This window comes from Variovorax paradoxus, assembly GCF_022009635.1.
GTDB lineage: Bacteria > Pseudomonadota > Gammaproteobacteria > Burkholderiales > Burkholderiaceae_C > Variovorax.
The window spans coordinates 5,145,496-5,159,595 of sequence record NZ_CP091716.1 but is presented as its reverse complement, the minus strand read 5'-3'; the positions used below and the strand labels follow the sequence as shown (position 1 = coordinate 5,159,595).

The window sequence follows — 14,100 nt, the reverse complement described above, 5'->3', positions numbered from 1 at the left end:
CGGTCTACGATGCCTTCAACTTGGAGAGGGAAGGCATGTTTCTGAAGATCGGCGAACTCGCCCGGCGCACCGGGCTGACCGTGCGCGCACTGCGTCACTATGACGATATCGGCCTGCTGGTGCCGTCCGAAAGATCGAGCGGCGGCTACCGCCTCTACGACCGCAAGGACGTCGCGCGGCTCTACCGCATCCAGGCGCTGCGGCGGCTCGATCTGTCGCTGGCGGAAGTCCATGGACTGCTGGGCGACAACGCGAGCGGCGGGCTGTCGGAAATCGTTGCGCAACAGGTGTCGCAGCTCGAGCGCGAGATCGCACGAGCCTCGGCGCTGCGCTCGCACTTGCTGGCCTTGCAGGGGCAACTGCAGGCCAGCCAGGAACCCGCCATCGACGACTGGCTCGTGGCGCTCGAAAGCATGGTCGCGGGCGGCAAGTATTTCAGCGACGACGAACTCGGCAGGCTCAATGCCGGGCGCGACGGGTTGGCCGAAGCGGTCGCGCCCGAGCGGGCGGCGCTGACGTCCACCCTCCACGCACTGGTCGCTTCCGGCGCGTCGCCTGAAAGCACCGAGGCGCAAATCCTGGCGCGGCGCTGGATCGAACTGCTGCTCGAAGAGGCCGGCGGCGACGAAGCCCTGCTCATCAAGCTCTACACCATGCACTGGAACGAGCCGGCGTTGCATTCACTGACCGGCGTCGACCGGGCGGGCATGAAGTTCATCTCGCATGCGATGGCCTGGGCGCGGCTGCAGCTCTACGCGCCTTATTGCAGCGCAGAAGAGATGGCGTTGCTCGCAAGGCATTACGTCGAGCAGACCGACGCATGGCCCCCGCTCATCGCCGAAGTGCGCGAGCAGATGCTGCAGCGCGCCGCGCCCGAAGCGCCGGCGATGCGCGCTTTGGCGACGCGCTGGCGGGCGCTGTCGCTCGCGAAGGCCGGCGGCGACGCCGCGCTGCAGTCGAAGCTGCAACACGCGTTCAGCACCGACCCCGCATTGCGCACCGGCTCGGGCATCGACGCGCCGCTCGCGGCCTATGTCGAGCGCGCCATCGCGCAGCTCGCCACACCCCTTTCCCATTGAACGAACGACCCCAAGGACACAGTGACCGCAGCAACGACAACAACATCGGCCGCAGCAACGCAGGCCGGCAACGCCTATTTCTTCAGCGGCAACTACGCGGCGCTGACGCAGGAGCACGACATCGCGGCGCTCGACGTCGTCGGCGCGATCCCGCCCGAACTGTCGGGCACGCTCTACCGCGTCGGCCCGAGCCCGCAGTACGCGCCGCGCGACGACAACTACCACTGGTTTTCCGGCGACGGCATGGTGCATGCGTTCCATGTCGATGGCGGCAAGGTCTCGTACAGCAACCGTTGGGCCCGCACGCCGAAGTGGCAGCTCGAGAACGAGGCCGGGCGTGCGCTGTTCGGATCTTTCGGCAACCCCGCGACCAGCGACCCCGCCGCCCTGGGCCGAAACAGCGGCACGGCCAACACCAGCATGCTGTGGCACGGCGGCCGGCTGTTCGCGCTCGAGGAGTCGCACCAGCCCTTCGAGCTGGATGCGCTCACGCTGGCCTCGAAGGGGCACCAGAGCTTCGGCGAGCGCCTGACGGCACGCTGCACCGCGCACCCCAAGATCGACCCCGAAACCGGCGAGCTGCACTTCTTCGCCTATTCGCCCGAAGGCCCGGGCACGCCCGGCATGCTCTACGGCGTGATGGACAGCGCGTGCGAAATCACTGAGCTCCAGTCGTTCACCGCGCCTTACGCCAGCATGGCGCACGACTTCATGGTGACGCGCGGGCACGTGCTTTTCCCCGTCATGCCGCTCACGACCAGCGTCGAGCGCGCGATGCGCGGCAAGCCGCTGCTCGCATGGGACGCGGACAAGCGCACGCATGTCGGCGTGATGCGCCGGGGCGCCGACGCCGGCTCGATGCGCTGGTTCGAGGCCGACGCCTGCCATGTGTTCCACGTCATGAACGCCTGGGACGACGGCGACTCCATCGTCGCCTTCGTGATGCAGTCGGACACCGCGCCGGGCCTGCCCGATTCGGAGGGCCGGCCGGGCGACCCGCATGCGATGGCGGCGCGCCTGTGCCGGTGGACTTTCGATCTGGCCAGCCCGGGCACCGGGTTCCGGCGCGAGTATCTCGACGACCTCGTGGCCGAGTTCCCGCGCATCGACGAGCGCCATGCGGGCCGCCGCAACAGGTATGGCTTCTACACATGCCACGCGACGGCACGCGCACGCGGCGATGCCGAAAGCGTTCTGTTCGACAGTCTGGCGCGCTTCGACTTCGACACGGGCGAGCGCAGCATCCACACGCTGCCGGCCGGCGACGTGATGTCGGAACCGGTGTTCGTGCCGCGCTCGGCGGATGCCGCCGAAGGCGACGGCTGGCTGCTGGCCGTGGCCTGGCGCGAGCGCGAGAAACGCAGCGACCTGCTTGTGCTCGATGCCTGCGATCTGGGCGCCGCGCCTGTCGCCGTCGCGCGGCTGCCGCACCGCGTGCCGTTCGGCTTTCACGGCAACTGGCGTCCCAACGCCTGACCTCGAAGGGACGCTATCGCGGCAGCGCAAGCGCGAACGGCAGGCTCAGCACCCCGAGCAAGGTCGACAGCGTCACCAGCCCCGCCACATAAGGTCCGTTGTAGCCCATCCGCGCAGCCAGCACATACGCGCTGGACGCGGTGGGCACGGCAGAAAAAGCCATCAGCACCGAAGCCTGCATCGCATCGAGCCGCAACGCCAGCGCGAGGCCCCAGGCGACCAGCGGCAGGATCAAGTGCCGTATGGCCAGTATCGACACCGCCAGCATCTTGCCGGTGCCCAGCGTGGAGAACTTCATGCCCGCGCCCGCGGCCAGCAGGCCCAGCGCAAGCGATGCGGCGCCGATGCGCGTGAGCGTCGGCGTGGCCCAGTTCGGCACGGTGAGTCCCAGCACATTGGCCAGCAGCCCGGCCACCGTCGCGACGATCAGCGGGTTGCGCACCAGTTGCTGCACGAAGCCGGTCTGCGCATGCCGCGTCATCGGCCACACGGCCGCGATGTTGAAGATCGGCACGCACACGCCGATCAGCACGGCAATGAGCAGCAGGCCTTCGGAGCCCGCGAGCCGCTCGGCCAATGCGAGGCAGATGAAGGAGTTGAAGCGGAACGCGACCTGGGCGCTGGCCGCGTGGTCGCGGCGGTCGATGTGCGAGCCGATGCCGGGCACGAAGGGCAGGGCGTAGGCCAGCGCGATGCCGACCGCGCCGATGCACAGGCCCGCGATCAGCAGGTTCGACGTGGCACCGAAGTCCAGCGGGCTGCGCACGATCGAGTGGAACAGCAGCACTGGAAAAAGAAAGTAGTAAACCAGGCTCTCGACCTGGTCCCACACGCGGCGGTCGAGGGCGGTGTAGCGGCACAGGAGCCAGCCGATGGCGATGAGGGAAAAGTCGGGGAAGAGCAGCTGCGCATAGTTCACCGCGTCGAGGATAAACCGGACGGACCATGGGTAATCCACAGCACGGATGCGGCCCGTGAGCCGCTAGCATCCGGGCTTTCGTTTTTTCGACATCAAAGTCAAGTCAAGGAGTTTTCGATGCAACGTCGTCAATGGAGCGCTCTGGTGGGCGCCGCCGCGCTGGTCGCGGTAGCGGGCCCGAGCTTTGCGCAGGGATACCCCAGCAAGCCCGTCGAGCTGAGCGTGCCCTTCGCACCGGGCGGCACGACCGACATCGTGGCGCGCGTGATCTCCGACCCGCTGGGCAAGGTGCTGGGCCAGCCGGTGGTGGTGGTCAACCGTGCGGGTGGCGGCGGCATCGTGGGCGCGGCCGAAACGGCTCGCGCCACGCCCGACGGCTACAAGCTCGGCATCGCCACGGTGTCGAGCACGGCGGCCAACCCGGCCATCAACCCGAAGACGCCGTACGACCCGATCAACGACTTCACGCCGATCATCAACATCGCGGCCACGCCGAACATCATCGCGGTGAACCCGAGCTTCCCGGCCAAGAACTACGCCGAGTTCGTGGCCGAGCTGAAGAAGAACCCGGGCAAGTATTCGTACGCCTCGTCGGGCACGGGCGGCATCGGCCACCTGCTGATGGAGCTGTACAAGAGCCTGACCAACACCTTCGTCACGCACATCCCGTACCGCGGCGCGGGCCCGGCGCTGAACGACGTGGTGGCCGGCCAGGTGCCGATCATGTTCGACAACATTCCCTCGGCCATGCCCTTCATCACCAGCGGTCGGCTGATCCCGATCGTGGTGTCGGCGCCCCAGCGCCTGGCCGCGCTGCCCAACGTGCCGACCTTCAAGGAAGTGGGCCTGGAGCCGGTGAACCGCATGGCCTATTACGGCATCCTCGGCCCCAAGGGCCTGCCGAAGGAAGTGGTCGAGAAGATCAGCGCCGGCGTGAAGAAGTCGGTGGAAGAGCCGGCGGTGCGCAAGCGCATCGAGGACACGGGCTCGCTGATCGTGGCCAACACACCCGAGCAGTTCGCCGCGCAGATCAAGGCCGAGTACGAGGTCTACAAGGAAGTGGTGAAGAAGCAGAACCTCAAGCTCGACTGAGCCGGGTTTTCTTTCTTTCGACGAAAGCCGCCCGCGCCCCGGGCGGCTTTTTCTTTTTTGCTATCTTGCATCGCATGACCGAGGCCGCCGCCGCACCCACACCCGACATCGACGACTTCATCGACGCCCTCTGGCTCGAGGACGGGTTGTCGAAGAACACGCTGGCCGCCTACCGCCGCGATCTCGCGCTGTTCGCCCAGTGGCTGGGCGAGCACAGCGGCGGCGCCACGCTCGGCACCGCGAAAGAGACCGACCTGCAGGCCTACATGGGCGCGCGGCTCAGCAACAGGGGCAAGGCGACGTCGGCCAACCGCCGGCTCACGGTGTTCAAGCGCTACTACCGCTGGGCGCTGCGCGAGCGGCGCATCGCGGCCGACCCGAGCATCCGGCTCATGCCCGCGCGCCAGATGCCGCGCGCCATCAAGACGCTGTCGGAGAAGCAGGTGGACGACCTGCTGGCCGCGCCCGATGTCGAATCGCCGCTGGGCCTGCGCGACCGCGCGATGCTGGAACTGATGTACGCGAGCGGCCTGCGCGTGAGCGAGCTGGTGGCGCTCAAGGCCATCGACATGAGCCTGAACGACGGCGTGCTGCGCGTGCTGGGCAAGGGCAGCAAGGAGCGGCTGGTGCCCTTCGGCGGCGAGGCGCGGCGCTGGATCGAGCGCTACCTGGAGGAATCGCGCCCCGCGATTCTTGACGGCCAGCAGACGCCCGACCTGTTCGTGACCGCGCGCGGCGCGGGCATGACACGCGTGATGTTCTGGATCATCGTGAAGAAGCACGCGACCGCGGCGGGCATCCACGTGCCGCTGTCGCCGCACACGCTGCGCCATGCCTTCGCCACGCACCTGCTGAACCACGGGGTCGATCTGCGCGCGGTGCAGTTGCTGCTGGGGCATGCGGACATCTCCACCACCACCATCTACACGCACGTGGCGCGCGAGCGCCTGAAGCAGCTTCACGCGAAGCACCACCCGCGCGGCTGAGGGCGCGCGGTTTTTTCCAGAAAAACGAGGAGACGAGATCCATGAAGAAGACGACGACCACCCTGGTCGCGGCCGCGCTGCTGGCCGTTGGCACCGCCGCATTCGCGCAGGGCTTTCCGACGGCCAAACCCATTCGCCTGATCGTCGGCTACCCGCCCGGCGGCGGCATCGACTTTGCCGCACGCACGGTGCAGGTGCCGCTGCAGGAGGCGCTCAAGCAGCAGCTGGTGGTCGACTACAAGCCCGGCGCGAGCGGCATGATCGCGGCCACCGAACTCACGCGCCAGCCTGCCGACGGCTACACGCTGCTGCTGGCCAACACCGGGCCGTTCGCCATCGCGCCCTATCTGCAGAGCAAGCCGCCGTATGACCCGATCAGGCAGTTCACCTACATCGGGCAGATCAGCCAGGGCAGCTATATCGCGGTGACCCGGCCCGACCATCCGGCGAAGAACCTCAAGGAGTTCGTCTCGTGGGCCAAGGGGCAGCCGGGCAAGGTCAACTTTGCCTCGGGCGGCAACGGCACCTCGACGCACCTGAACGGCGAGCTGATGAACCAGGTGACGGGGCTCGACATGACGCACGTGCCGTACAAGGGCAGCGCGCCGGCGGTGCAGGACCTGATCGGCGGGCAGACGCAGATCCTCATCGACGCGGGCAGCGTGCTGCTGCCGCAGGTCAAGGGCGGCAAGCTCAAGGCGCTGGCCGTGACCGGCCCGGCGCGCGACCCGCAGTTGCCCGACGTGCCGACGGTGAAGGAGCTGGGGCTGGCGGGCATGGAGTCGGTCGGCTTCCAGGGTCTGGTGGGGCCAGCGAACATGCCCAAGGACGTGGTCGACCGGCTGTCGGGCGAGCTGGCCCGGGCGCTGGCGCAACCGGACATCAAGGCCAAGTTCGCCGCGGCGGGCGCCGAGGTGCATTCGCTCGGCCCGGTCGAGTTCGCGGCCTTCGTGAAGGCGGACAATGAGAAGTGGTCCAGGCTGATCAAGGAGCGCAAGCTGCAGCTGGACTGACGCAATCACGCAGACGACCCGATCCACAGACACCATGAATTTCCTCGCTTCCTCGAAGCCATCGCGCCGCACGGCGACCCGACTCCTCGCCGCCGCCGCGCTCTGCGCCGCTTCCGGCGCCTACGCGCAGGCCGTGCCCAAGACCGTGCGGCTCATCGTCGCCTATCCGGCGGGCGGCGTCAGCGACGTGGTCGCGCGGGCGCTGGGCGACCGCCTCGCGGCGCAGATGGGCATCACGGTGATCGTGGACAACCGGGCCGGCGCGAGCGGCGCCATCGGCATGGACGCGGTGGCCAAGGCCGCGCCCGACGGCGCGACGCTGGGCTTCTCGGCCATCAGCCCGCTGGTGCTGAGCCCGCACCTGGGCAAGCTGCCCTTCGATCCGCTGAAGGACGTGGCGCCCGTGGCCAGCGTGATGTATTCGCCGGTGCTGCTGATCGCCACGCCGGCGAGCAAGGCCAAGGACTTCAAGGCGCTGATCGACGATGCCAAGGCGCATCCGGGCGCGGTGCGCTGGGCCACTTCCGGCCCGGCGTCGCTGGGCCACATCGTGCTGGAGCAGCTGCATGCGGCGGCGGGCGTGGACATCACGCACGTGCCGTACAAGGGCGGCGGCCAGCAGCTCAATGACGCGATCGGCGGACAGTTCGAGGTGCTGTCGACCAACGCGAGCCCGACCCTGTCGTCGCACATCCAGTCGGGCAAGCTGCGTCCGCTGGCGGTGGGTGCGCCGGCCCGGCTCGACAGCCTGCCGCAGGTGCCCACGCTGGGCGAGCTGGGCTACAAGGCGGCCAACATCAACTCGCTCTTCGGCGTGTTCGCGCCGGCCGCCACGCCGGCTGCGCTGGTCGCACGGTACAACGCCGAGATCAACAAGGCGCTGGCCAGCCCCGAGCTGCGCGCCAAGCTCACGGCCACCGACAACGTGCCGACCGGCGGCACCTCGGCAGCCTTCGCGAAGGAAATCGCCAGCGAGTTCGAGAGCAACGGGCGCATCGTCAAGGCGGCGAACATCAAGGCCGACTGAGCCTTCCCGGAACCGCCTGACGCCTGGAAGACACCAGCGCTTGTGGTTCGATTTTCCCTACCTTATAGTAGGTAGATGACCAGCGCCACAGCAGCCGCCTCCGCCCTCGCCACCGGCAGCACCCGCGAGCAGATCCTCGCGGTGGCGCGCGGCTTCATCGAAACCCGCTCCTACCTGGGCTTCAGCTTCCAGGACGTGGCGGACGCGGTCGGCGTGCGCAAGGCCAGCCTCTATCACCACTTTCCGAGCAAGGAAGCATTGGGCATCGCGGTGATTCGCGCCGCGACCCAGAGCTTCAAGGACTGGGACGCCGCCCGCGAGCGCGAGCCGAAAGACGCGCTCGAATCGTATTTCCGCATGTACCGCAACACGCTGAAAGCCGGCTCCGGCATTTGCCCGGCGGGTGCGCTGGCGCCGGGCTGGGACGTCATCAACGACGAACTGCGCGAGGCGGTGCGCGAACTGCGCAGCACCCAGGTGACGTGGCTCACGGGCGTGCTGGGCGCGCTGATGCCGGCGCGCAAGAAGGGGGCGTCGGTCGCTTCGCTGGCCGCCTATGTGTTCTCGGCCTGCCAGGGCGCGCTGCTGTCGGCGCGCATGACCGGGCGCGTGGACGAGTTCGACGAAGCCATCGCGCAACTCAGGAGTTCATTGCCCGGCTGACCGCCTGGCCTGACGCAGGCACGCCTTGGCGTGTCTATTTTTTTGACCTCGTAGCCTACCGATTGGATGGTAGGTATTTGCTGGAGCCACTCATGAAAGCAGTAATTTCCGCCTATGCCCGTTCTCCCTTCCACTTCGCGAAGAAAGGCGCACTGGCCGACGTGCGCCCCGACACGCTGACTGCCGGCGTGGTGAAGGGCCTGCTGCAGCGCACCGACCTCGATCCCGCGCTGCTCGAAGACATCATCCTGGGCTGTGCCTACCCCGAGGCCTCGCAGGGCAACAATCTCGCGCGCATCGTCGGGCTGCTGGCCGGCCTGCCGCACGAGGTGGGCGGCATGACGGTGAACCGCTTCTGCGGCTCGTCGATGCAGGCGGTGCACATTGCCGCCGCGCAGATCGAGGCGGGCATGGGCGACGCTTTCCTGTGCGTGGGCGTCGAATCGATGACAGCGGTGCCGCAGGGCGGCTTCAACTTCTCGCCCAGCCCCGAGCTGCTGGCCAACACCGACGCCTACATCTCGATGGGCGAGACGGCCGAGAACGTGGCTCGACGCTGGAACGTGAGCCGCGCCGACCAGGAAGCCTTTGCCGTGGAATCGCACCGCAAGGCGGCCGCCGCGCGTGCCGAAGGCCGGCTGGCCGGCGAGATCGTGCCGGTGCGGCTCGCCTCGGGCGACATCGTCGACGCCGATGGCTGCATCCGCCCGAGCACCTCCGCCGAGGCGCTGGCGAATCTCAAGCCTGCGTTCCGCCCCGACGGCGTGGTGACCGCCGGCACCTCGTCGCCGCTGACCGACGGCGCGGCCGTGGTGCTCGTCACCAGCGATGCGTTTGCCGCGCAGCACGGCCTGCAGGCGCTGGCGCGCATCCGCTCGTTCGCGACCGTGGGCGTCGACCCGGCCATCATGGGCATCGGCCCGATCCCCGCGACCCGCAAGGCGCTGGCGCGCGCCGGCCTGAGCGTGGCCGACCTTGACGTGATCGAGATCAACGAAGCCTTCTCCTCGCAGGCGCTGGCCTGCATCCGCGACCTGGGCCTGGACCCGGCGAAGATCAACCTCGACGGCGGCGGCCTTGCCATCGGCCATCCGCTGGGCGCGACCGGCGCGCGCATCACCGGCAAGGCCGCGTCGCTGCTGGCGCGTGAGAAGGGGCGCTATGCGCTGGCCACGCAATGCATCGGCGGCGGGCAGGGCATCGCGACCATCCTCGAGCGCGTCTGAACGCCCGAGAATGCGGGCAAGAATTCCAAGGAGATCCGATGACGGCAACCCCTGAAGCCGGCGCCAGGCCCAAGCTGTACCTCGAAGACCTGTCCGTCGGCGACCGCTTCCGAAGCAGCGAGCATGCGCTGGACGTGGCGCAGATCCAGGCCTTCGCGCGGCAGTTCGACCCGCAGCCATTTCACACCGACGAAGAGGCCGCGAAGAAGACCTTCTTCGGCGGACTGGCCGCGAGCGGCTGGCACACGGCGGCGCTCACCATGAAGCTGCTGGTCGAAAGCGGCATTCCGCTGGCCGACGGCATCATCGGCTCGGGCGGCGAGCTGCAGTGGCCCCAGCCCACGCGGCCCGGCGACGTGCTGCACGTGGTGGGCGAGGTGATCGACATCGTGCCCTCGCGCTCCAAGCCCGGCCGCGCGATGGTCACGATGCGCTGCCAGACGCTCAATCAGCGCGGCGAGGTGCTCCAGCACTTCACGCCGAAGCTGGTGGTGCACGCCAGGCCCGCGGCGGCCTGAGTCGGGGTTTCAAACCACCCGCAGGCCCAGTTCCTCGACCAGCGAGGCGGCCTGCCGGTGCGAGATGGTGGCGCCCTTGAACTGCGCCGCGTTCGCGAGCCGCAGTCCGCCGAGATCGACCTCGCGCAGGTCCGCGCCTTCGAAGCGCGCGAGCTTCAGGTGCGCGTTGCGCAGGCTGCCGCCTTCGAACACCGCTTCGCGGAAATCGCAGCCCGAAAGATCGGCTTCGGAAAAGTCGAGTTGCTCCAGCGTCTGCTTGCGGAACGACATGCCGCGCAGGTGCGCGTCGACCAGCAGCGAATCCTTGAAACCGATGCCCAGCGCCGACACTTCGCCGAAGTGCGCGCCGGTGAGCTTCACGCCGCTGAAGAAGGCCGACGCCATCTTGGCGCGCGCCCACTGGGTGTTGTTGAGGTCGCAGTCCTGGAAGCGTGCGTTCGTCAGGTCGGCCAGGCCAAAGTCGGCCTGGCGCGCACGGCATCCGGCCCAGCGGGTGTCGGAGAGCAGGGCGCGGTCGAACGAGGCCTCGGCGAAGTTGCAGAGCGTGAACTGCACGCTGCGCAGGTCGAGCCGCGACAGGTCGGCTCCGTCGAAATCGCAGCGCTCGAAATGCAGCGGCTCGGAATCCCTGCGCTCCTGCAGGCAGGCCAGGAGGTCGGGGCGTGACCAGGTCTGGTCGGAAATCAGTCGGGTCATTCGGGGCGGGAGTCGGTCAGCGCGCGCAGTTCTTCGGGGCTGAAGCCGGCCCGGCTGCGCGCCTCGAGATTGAAGGGCGGCTTGTGGCGCGGCGCGTCGTAGCGCGCGACCAGTGCCGGGTAGGTGGCTTCGGGGTCGATGCCGGCGCGCTCGCACAGCCAGCGGTACCAGTGGTTGCCGATGGCCACGTGGCCCACCTCGTCGCGCAGGATGATGTCCAGGATTTCGACCGCGCCCAGCGCATCGGGCGTGTTCACGCGCTTGAGCTTGGCCTGGATCAGCGGCGTGGCGTCGAGCCCGCGCGCCTCCAGCGTGCGCGGCACCAGTGCCATGCGGCCGAGCACGTCGTCCTTGGTCTTCTCGCACATGTTCCAGAGGCCGTCATGGCCGGGGAAGTCGCCGTAGCGGTATCCCATGCCTTGCAGGTGCGTGTGCAGCAGCGTGAAGTGCAGCGCTTCTTCGTCGGCCACGCGCAGCCAGTCGCGGTAGTAGGCCTCGGGCATGCCGTCGTAGCGCCACACGGCGTCGAGCGCGAGATTGATGGCATTGAACTCGATGTGGCAGATCGAATGAATCAGCGCGGCCCGGCCCTCGGGCGTGAACGGCGAACGCTTTTGCACGGCGGTGGCGGCCACGCGCACGGGCCTGTCGGGGCGGCCGGGCACGCCGGTGTCGTCGCCGGGCGTGCGGATCGGGTCGGTTGCTATGGAATCGGTAGCGCCGTGCAAAGAGATGGCGCGCGTTGCAGCCACCTTCTGTTCGGGATCGGTCAGGCGAAGCGCGGCCAGCGCGCTCAATCGGGGGTGCATCCCTACAATTCTAGTTTTGCCCCCGGAGACAACCACGATGGCGATTTATGAATTGGACGGCATTGCACCGACCCTCGGCGAAGGCACATGGGTGGCCGACAGCGCGCAGGTCATGGGCAACGTCAAGCTGGCCGACAACGCGAGCGTATGGTTCGGCGCCGTGCTGCGCGGCGACACCGAAACGCTGACCATCGGACGCAACAGCAACGTCCAGGACCTGTCGGTGCTGCATGCCGACATCGGCTGCCCGCTGACCATCGGCGACAACGTCACCGTGGGCCACCAGGTGATGCTGCACGGCTGCACCATCGGCGACAACTCGCTGATCGGCATCCAGGCCGTGGTCTTGAATAACGCGAAGATCGGCCGCAATTCGATCGTTGGCGCCGGCAGCGTCGTGACCGAGGGCAAGGAGTTTCCCGACAACTCGCTCATCATCGGCTCGCCGGCCAAGGTGGTGCGCACGCTCGACGACGCGGCCGCCGCCCGGCTGCGCCAGAGCGCCGAGCACTATGTGGAAAACGCCCATCGCTTCGCGAAGGGCCTCAAGAAGATCGCCTGACCGGTTCGGTCGCAGGCACACAGAGAAAGAAAACGTTTTGAGCGAGCTGCACAAATTCCTGTTCGATGGCCTGCCGGTGCGCGGCATGATCGTGCGCCTGACAGATGCGTGGCAGGAGATCCTTGCGCGGCGCGCCTCCAATACCGCCACCGGCGCCTACCCGCCGCCCGTGGCCGAACTGCTCGGCGAAATGACGGCGGCGGCCACGCTGATGCAGGCCAACATCAAGTTCAACGGCGCGTTGATCCTGCAGATATTCGGCGACGGCCCGGTCAAGGTGGCCGTGGCCGAGGCGAAGCCCGACCTGAGCCTGCGCGCCACCGCCAAGGTGATTGGCGAGCTGCCGGCCGACGCGCGGCTGCCCGACATGGTCAACGTGAACAACAAGGGCCGCTGCGCCATCACGCTCGACCCCAAGGACAAGCTGCCGGGCACGACGCCCTACCAGGGCGTGGTGCCGTTGTTCGACGACAACGGCGAGAAGCTCGGCAAGCTCAGCGACGTGCTGCAGCACTACATGCTGCAGAGCGAGCAGCTCGACACCACCCTGGTGCTCGCGGCCGACGACAAGGTGGCCGCGGGCCTGCTGATCCAGCGCCTGCCCGTGAAGGGCGAGGGCAACCTCGAGGGCACCTCCAGCAAGGACCACGACCAGGCCAACGAAGACCAGATCGGCCGCAACGAGGACTACAACCGCATCTCGATCCTCGCGTCGAGCCTGACGCGCGACGAGCTGCTCACGCTCGACATCGAGACCATCCTTCGCCGCCTGTTCTGGGAAGAAAAGCTGCTGCGCTTCGAGCCCCAGGCCGGCCTGCTGGGCCCGCACTTCGCCTGCACCTGCGGGCGCGAACGCGTGGCGCAGATGATTCGCGGGCTGGGCGTGGAAGAGGCCGAGAGCATCCTTGCCGAGCGCGGCGACATCGAGGTGGGCTGCGACTTCTGCGGCAAGCAGTACCGCTTCGACGCGGTCGACACCGCGCAGATCTTCAGGCCGCCGACGGACCAGATTCCCGGCACGCCGGTAGTCCAGTAGGCACGCGGCGAGCCGTCGCTCGCCTCCCTCGCTTCGCCGCACCGACCAGTGCGGCCGCCTTCTCCCTTCCCCCCGTTTTTCTTGCCCTCGCCATCGCGGCAGGGCACCCCCTGGGCAAACCCGAGCTTGCCCCGCGGCATGACATGGCACACATTATGCAAATGGATTTGCGGAATTTGTTTTTCTGCAAATTCAATTGCACCAATTCGGTGAGCTCTTACTCCGGAAGGATTGTCATGAAGAAACTCGTTCTCCGACTGCTCGCGGCCGCGGCTGTCGCCACCTCGGCCATCGCCCCCGCCACGGCGGCCGGCCCCCTGCTCGTCGCTGTCGACACCGCTTTCGTTCCCTTCGAATTCAAGGAAGGCGACAAGTACGTGGGCTTCGACATCGACCTGTGGGACGCAGTCGCCAAGGAGCTCAAGCTCGACTACAAGCTGCAGCCGATGGACTTCAACGGCATCCTGCCCGCGCTGCAGACGAAGAACGTCGACGTGGCGCTGGCCGGCATCACCATCAAGGAAGAGCGCAAGAAGGTCATCGACTTCTCCGACGGCTATTACGACAGCGGATTCATCCTCATGGTGCCCACGGCCAGCAAGATCGCCGGCGTGGCGGATTTGAAGGGCAAGACGCTGGCCATCAAGACGGGCACCTCCGCCGCCGACTACGCCAAGGCCAACTTCGCGGGCACCGAGCTGCGCCAGTTCCCGAACATCGACAACGCCTATCTCGAACTGATGACCGGCCGCGTCGATGCCGCCATGCACGACACGCCCAACGTCCTCTACTACATCGCGACCGCCGGGGCGGGCAAGGCCCGGGCAGTCGGCCCGCAGATGATGGCGCAGCAGTACGGCATCGGCTTCCCCAAGGGCAGCCCCCTGGTGGTGCAGGTGAACGGCGCGCTGGCGAAGATCAAGGCCGACGGCCGCTACGCCGCCATCTACCGCAAGTGGTTCAAGACCGAGCCGCCGAAGCCCTGAGCGGACCATCGC

15 protein-coding genes are annotated in these 14,100 nt (G+C 67.8%); 12 read left to right on the top strand and 3 right to left on the bottom strand.

What is annotated here, in order from left to right:
- The first annotated feature begins 35 nt into the window (after window positions 1–35).
- Together L3V85_RS23800 and L3V85_RS23795 are read left to right on the top strand one after the other, a co-directional pair.
- A complete protein-coding gene (locus L3V85_RS23800; protein WP_237675158.1) occupies window positions 36–1,079 on the top strand; it encodes a MerR family transcriptional regulator in 1,044 nt (347 codons plus the stop codon).
- Window positions 1,080–1,100: 21 nt separating this feature from the next.
- On the top strand, window positions 1,101–2,555 hold the full coding sequence (locus tag L3V85_RS23795; protein WP_237675157.1) for a carotenoid oxygenase family protein: 1,455 nt from the start codon (window positions 1,101–1,103) through the stop codon (window positions 2,553–2,555).
- A 13-nt stretch (window positions 2,556–2,568) separates the two neighbouring features.
- Here L3V85_RS23795 and L3V85_RS23790 read toward each other — a convergent pair whose 3' ends face one another.
- Entirely contained in the window at window positions 2,569–3,474 is a 906-nt protein-coding gene (locus L3V85_RS23790) for an AEC family transporter (RefSeq protein WP_237675156.1), read from the bottom strand.
- Window positions 3,475–3,591: 117 nt separating this feature from the next.
- Here L3V85_RS23790 and L3V85_RS23785 point away from each other — a divergent pair, with 117 nt between their 5' ends.
- The 7 genes from L3V85_RS23785 (at window position 3,592) to L3V85_RS23755 (ending at window position 9,999) form a co-directional block, all read left to right on the top strand.
- Window positions 3,592–4,566, top strand: coding sequence for a tripartite tricarboxylate transporter substrate binding protein BugE (locus L3V85_RS23785; RefSeq protein WP_237675155.1), 975 nt, complete (start codon window positions 3,592–3,594; stop codon window positions 4,564–4,566).
- A gap of 74 nt (window positions 4,567–4,640) precedes the next feature.
- Window positions 4,641–5,552, top strand: a complete 912-nt coding sequence (gene xerD / locus L3V85_RS23780; protein WP_237675154.1) for a site-specific tyrosine recombinase XerD — start codon at window positions 4,641–4,643, stop codon at window positions 5,550–5,552.
- Window positions 5,553–5,593: 41 nt separating this feature from the next.
- Complete coding sequence (locus L3V85_RS23775) at window positions 5,594–6,565, top strand: Bug family tripartite tricarboxylate transporter substrate binding protein (protein ID WP_237675153.1); 972 nt, start codon at window positions 5,594–5,596, stop codon at window positions 6,563–6,565.
- 34 nt (window positions 6,566–6,599) lie between these two features.
- A complete protein-coding gene (locus L3V85_RS23770; protein WP_237675152.1) occupies window positions 6,600–7,592 on the top strand; it encodes a Bug family tripartite tricarboxylate transporter substrate binding protein in 993 nt (330 codons plus the stop codon).
- Between the two features lie 75 nt (window positions 7,593–7,667).
- On the top strand, window positions 7,668–8,255 hold the full coding sequence (locus tag L3V85_RS23765; RefSeq protein ID WP_237675151.1) for a TetR/AcrR family transcriptional regulator: 588 nt from the start codon (window positions 7,668–7,670) through the stop codon (window positions 8,253–8,255).
- Between the two features lie 92 nt (window positions 8,256–8,347).
- Window positions 8,348–9,481 carry a thiolase family protein gene (locus L3V85_RS23760; RefSeq protein WP_237675150.1) on the top strand — a complete coding sequence of 378 codons (1,134 nt, stop codon included), beginning with the start codon at window positions 8,348–8,350 and terminating at the stop codon, window positions 9,479–9,481.
- Between the two features lie 38 nt (window positions 9,482–9,519).
- The gene (locus L3V85_RS23755; protein ID WP_237675149.1) at window positions 9,520–9,999 is read left to right on the top strand and encodes a MaoC family dehydratase; all 480 of its coding nucleotides are present in this window, start codon (window positions 9,520–9,522) and stop codon (window positions 9,997–9,999) included.
- Between the two features lie 9 nt (window positions 10,000–10,008).
- On the opposite strand, the gene L3V85_RS23750 is transcribed toward L3V85_RS23755, so the two are convergent.
- Together L3V85_RS23750 and L3V85_RS23745 are read right to left on the bottom strand one after the other, a co-directional pair.
- The gene (locus L3V85_RS23750) at window positions 10,009–10,695 is read right to left on the bottom strand and encodes a pentapeptide repeat-containing protein (RefSeq protein ID WP_237675148.1); all 687 of its coding nucleotides are present in this window, start codon (window positions 10,693–10,695) and stop codon (window positions 10,009–10,011) included.
- Window positions 10,692–11,504, bottom strand: a complete 813-nt coding sequence (locus L3V85_RS23745) for a ferritin-like domain-containing protein (protein WP_237675147.1) — start codon at window positions 11,502–11,504, stop codon at window positions 10,692–10,694. Before L3V85_RS23745 ends, L3V85_RS23750 begins: the two co-directional genes overlap by 4 nt.
- Before the next feature lie 37 nt (window positions 11,505–11,541).
- Here L3V85_RS23745 and L3V85_RS23740 point away from each other — a divergent pair, with 37 nt between their 5' ends.
- From L3V85_RS23740 to glnH, 3 genes are all read left to right on the top strand, one after another.
- A complete protein-coding gene (locus tag L3V85_RS23740) occupies window positions 11,542–12,066 on the top strand; it encodes a gamma carbonic anhydrase family protein (protein WP_237675146.1) in 525 nt (174 codons plus the stop codon).
- A gap of 37 nt (window positions 12,067–12,103) precedes the next feature.
- Window positions 12,104–13,102: an Hsp33 family molecular chaperone HslO gene (locus tag L3V85_RS23735; RefSeq protein ID WP_237675145.1), complete on the top strand. Its 999-nt coding sequence runs from the start codon at window positions 12,104–12,106 to the stop codon at window positions 13,100–13,102.
- A gap of 236 nt (window positions 13,103–13,338) precedes the next feature.
- Window positions 13,339–14,088, top strand: a complete 750-nt coding sequence (glnH, locus tag L3V85_RS23730; RefSeq protein WP_237675144.1) for a glutamine ABC transporter substrate-binding protein GlnH — start codon at window positions 13,339–13,341, stop codon at window positions 14,086–14,088.
- Window positions 14,089–14,100 lie beyond the last annotated feature (12 nt).